The following is a 4,275-nucleotide window of genomic DNA, read 5'->3' as shown; positions in this document are numbered from 1 at the left end:
CGGTTATAAATTTGTTGCACCTAATGAAACTGGTGGTTTTTTCTGGGGAAATACTGATTGGGCAGACGATGGATCAACAACAGGTAAATTAGTTGAAACCGATGAAACTGATTGTTCTGCTGAGGCAGGGTATTATTTTCTAAAAGCTGATACTGATGAGTTAACTTACAATGCAACTCCAGTAAATTGGGGAATAATCGGTGCTGCTACTCCTACTGGTTGGGATAGTGATACAGATTTAGTGTACGATGCAGCAACAAAAACATTGGCTGTAGATATTCATTTAGTTCCTGGACCATTTAAATTTAGAGGAAATAACGAGTGGGGAGCTTTCGATTTAGGAACAGAAGATGCTGACGGAATTTTAACAGGCGGTGGTGATTTAACTTTTGATGGATCAGAAGGAAATTATCGTGTTGTGTTAGATTTAAGTAACCCTAGAGAATATACGTATAGTGTTACAGCCAATTAATTAAACTAACTTTTAAAATGATGAAATATTTAAATAAAATAATAGTTCTTTTGGTTTTCTCAATAGCATTTATTGCTTGCGATGAAAACGAGAACTTTGAAATATTACCAGCTCAAGAAAGTTTTCAAATAGTTACACCATCTAATGGAAGTGTAATTATTTTAAATGATACAAATTTAAATAATAATGCATTGTTTATTTCTTGGGAAGCTTTAAGCACTGTAACTGGAACATTTAATATAGAAGCTGCCAAAACTGGGACGGATTTTGCAACTTCGTACTTAATGGGAACAACTGAAGCTAAAAACTTTGGTTTAACAGTTGATGAATTAAATGATTTTTTATTAGATGTAATGGGCTTAGACCCTGAAGTTGCGTCTAGTATAGATATTAGAATTTCTTCTAATGAAGATGTATCTCAACCTGTATCTATAATTTTAACACCTTATAAGGTTGAATTTTCAGAATTCTATTTAGTAGGTTCGCTTACTGGATGGGACCCTCCAACTTCATTGGCAATGACAAATACAGGGTTTAATACATTCGAAATTACAATTGATCTTGCTGATGGTGATGAATTTAAATTCTTACCTACCAATACTGGTTGGGAAGGAGATTTTGGAAAAGATCCAAATAATGATGGTTCCTTAATTCAAGAAGGTGAAAGTAATATTGGAGGACTGGCTGCAGGTAAATATAAAATCTCTGTAGATTTAAATACCTTTACATATGCTGTTGAAGAAGTTATTTCTCCAAGTTCACTGTTTTTAGTTGGTTCTGTTGTAGGATGGGATAATACAGCTGCTTTAGAATTTAATAATAGTGCTGAAAATGTATTTACACTTGTAGTAGACTTACCTGGTGGTGCTGAATTTAAATTCTTACCAACTCTTGGAAGTTGGGATGGAGACTGGGGTAACGATTCCAATAACCCAGGAACTTTAATTCAAGATGGTGAAAGTAATCTTTCTGGTTACGATGCTGGAAAATATCTAATAACTGTAGATTTCAATACATTATCATTTAATCTTCAAACTCTTGAAACTTTAAATGTTGTTGGTTCTATTGTAGGTTGGGATAATACAGCTGCAATCCCTATGGGTGAAGCTAGTTTAGGTGTTTTCTCTGTAATCTTAGATTTACCTGATGGTGCTGAATTTAAATTCTTACCTACTATTGGTAGTTGGGATGGTGACTGGGGTGCAAACGGCGCTGTTGAAGGAGGTATCGTTCAAGATGGTGAAAATAACTTAAGCGGATTTGCTGCAGGAAAATATATTGTTTCTGTAAATTTCAATACTTTTAGTTATAACGTTTCAAGTATTACAGATGTACCTTCCTCTATATTTATGGTTGGTTCTTTTAGAGGCTGGAGTAATGATGGAGATAATCCTGAACTTACAGAAACCTCTTCAGGTATATTCGAAATTACACAAGCCTTAGGTGCTGGTGACGAATTTAAATTCGTTCCTGTTGCTGGAAGTTGGGATAATGACTGGGGACAAAGCAACGCTTCAAAAGGTGTTTTGGAACAAAACGGTGAAGACAATGTAAAAGTTGAAACTGCAGGTAATTATAAAATTACCCTCAATTTTAACACTGGGACCCTCTCAGTTTCTTTACAATAATTTATATTGCAAAGGCTGTTCTTAAGAGCAGCCTTTGTTTTTTCCTTTTTTTATAAATAAAAGAATATATTTAATAATGAAAAAAACAGTACTCTTATTCTTCATAATAATAATTTCAAACATAGCTTTTGCACAAGTTAGTACTGTTCCTACAATTCCAACTGCAACAAGCGAAATTACAATAAAATTTGACGCAACTGGAACCGGTTTAGAAGGTTATACAGGTGATGTTTATGCACATACTGGCGTAACGGTAAATGGCGATAGATGGCAAAATGTTATTGCAGATTGGGGTGTAAACACTACCAAAGCAAAATTAACACGTACGTCAACCAATAACTATGAGTTATTAATAACTCCAGATGTATACACTTTTTATAACGTTGCAATTGCAGAAAATATTTCAGAATTTAATTTTGTTTTTAGAAGTGCAGATGGCTCACAACAAACAGCTGATCTATTTGTTCAAATATATGAAGAAGGTCTAAATATTACTTTTACAGAACCTTCAAATGGAAGTGCGTACAACATAAACACATCCATAAATATTGCTGCAGAAGCATCTGTAAATGCAGATTTAGAGCTTTTTGTAAATGGTGTTTCACAAAAGACAGCCACAAACACTAAAAATATTTCAACATCAATTATTCTTACTTCAACAGGAACTTATACAATTAAAGCTACCGCAACTTCTGGCAGCGAAACTAAAGAAACTGAAATTTCTATTTATGTAAAAAGTCCAACCCAAAACCAAACAATGCCAACCGGTGTTTCAAATGGTTTTAATAATAATGGAGACGGTACTGCTACTTTTGTACTTTTAGCTCCAAATAAAAACGATGTTTTATTACTAGGCGATTTTAATAATTGGACTTTTAATGAAAACTATCAACTGTATAAAGACGGTGAATACTTTTGGATTACACTAAATAACTTAGATGCTGATACAGAATATGCCTATCAATATTTAATTGATTACAACCTTAAAGTTGCCGATCCTTATTCAGAAAAAATATTAGATCCTTGGACAGATCAATTCATTAGTGACGGAAATTATCCTAACTTAAAAGAATACCCAACCAATTTAACCGAAGGTTATGTTTCAACTTTTAAAATAAATGAAACAACTTACAATTGGCAAGTAGCAGATTTTACAAGACCAGATCAAGATAATTTAGTTATTTATGAACTTCATGTACGTGATTTCACTATTACAGATTCTTTTAATGAAGTGCTCACAAAACTTGATTATTTAGAAGAATTAGGCATAAATGCTATTGAATTAATGCCTGTTAACGAATTTGAAGGAGCAGATAGTTGGGGTTATAATCCAGCTTTATATTTTGCTTTAGACAAAGCTTACGGAACTAAAAATGCCTTTAAAAAATTAGTGGACGAATGCCATAAAAGGGGTATTGCAGTTTTATCAGATGTTGTTTTTAATCATTCGTACGGACAATCTCCGTTAGTTCAAATGTATTGGGATAGCGCAAATAATAAACCTGCAGTAGACAATCCTTGGTACAATACCGATCATAATTTTGTTGCCAATACAGATGCGCATTGGAGTTCAGATTTTAACCACGAATCGCCTTATACAGTTTCCTTTTTCAACGAAGTTTTAGAATATTGGATGACCGAATATAAAATTGATGGTTTTAGGTTTGACTTCACAAAGGGATTTTCTAATACAATTCACACATCTTCAGATCCTTGGGGAGGTAATTACGATGCAAAACGTATTGAAATTTTAAAAAATTATGCAGATGTTGTTTGGAATCACAGCCCATCAAACAAACCATATGTTATTTTTGAGCATCTAGCTACAAATACAGAAGAAACTGAATTAGCAAATTATGGTATTATGCTTTGGGGAAATATGAACCATAATTACAATCAAAATACTATGGGTTTCAGTTCTGATACTGATATTTCTTGGATTTCATATAAAAACCGTGGATGGAACAATCCAAACCTAATTGGATATATGGAAAGCCATGATGAAGAACGCACAATGTATAAAAACCTACAATTTGGAAATTCTAGTGACGATTATTCCGTAAAAAATTTAACTACAGCTTTAGCTAGACAAGAACTTGCCGGAATGTTTCTATTTACCATTCCTGGACCAAAAATGATCTGGCAATTTGGAGAATTAGGATACGATATTTCTAT

Annotated in this window: 2 protein-coding genes and 1 pseudogene; all 3 read left to right on the top strand. The window is 33.2% G+C overall.

Annotated elements, in window-relative coordinates; translation table 11 throughout:
- Window positions 1–472: pseudogene (locus AB1Z17_RS06195) on the top strand (DUF5116 domain-containing protein); the annotation flags it as partial.
- 17 nt (window positions 473–489) lie between these two features.
- Entirely contained in the window at window positions 490–2,100 is a 1,611-nt protein-coding gene (locus tag AB1Z17_RS06190) for a SusF/SusE family outer membrane protein (protein ID WP_368050923.1), read from the top strand.
- A gap of 76 nt (window positions 2,101–2,176) precedes the next feature.
- Window positions 2,177–4,275: alpha-amylase family glycosyl hydrolase (locus AB1Z17_RS06185; RefSeq protein WP_368050922.1), on the top strand; the 2,099-nt coding region annotated here is incomplete at its 3' end.

The sequence above is a fragment of the Lutibacter sp. genome, from assembly GCF_040883305.1.
In the GTDB taxonomy this organism is placed as follows: Bacteria; Bacteroidota; Bacteroidia; order Flavobacteriales; family Flavobacteriaceae; genus Lutibacter.
This window is presented reverse-complemented; position numbering and strand designations above follow the sequence as displayed.

Bases quoted from the DNA above. Each gene is read 5' to 3' on its own strand.
- AB1Z17_RS06190 (WP_368050923.1), top strand. From the start codon at position 490: ATGATGAAATATTTAAATAAAATAATAGTTCTTTTGGTTTTCTCAATA.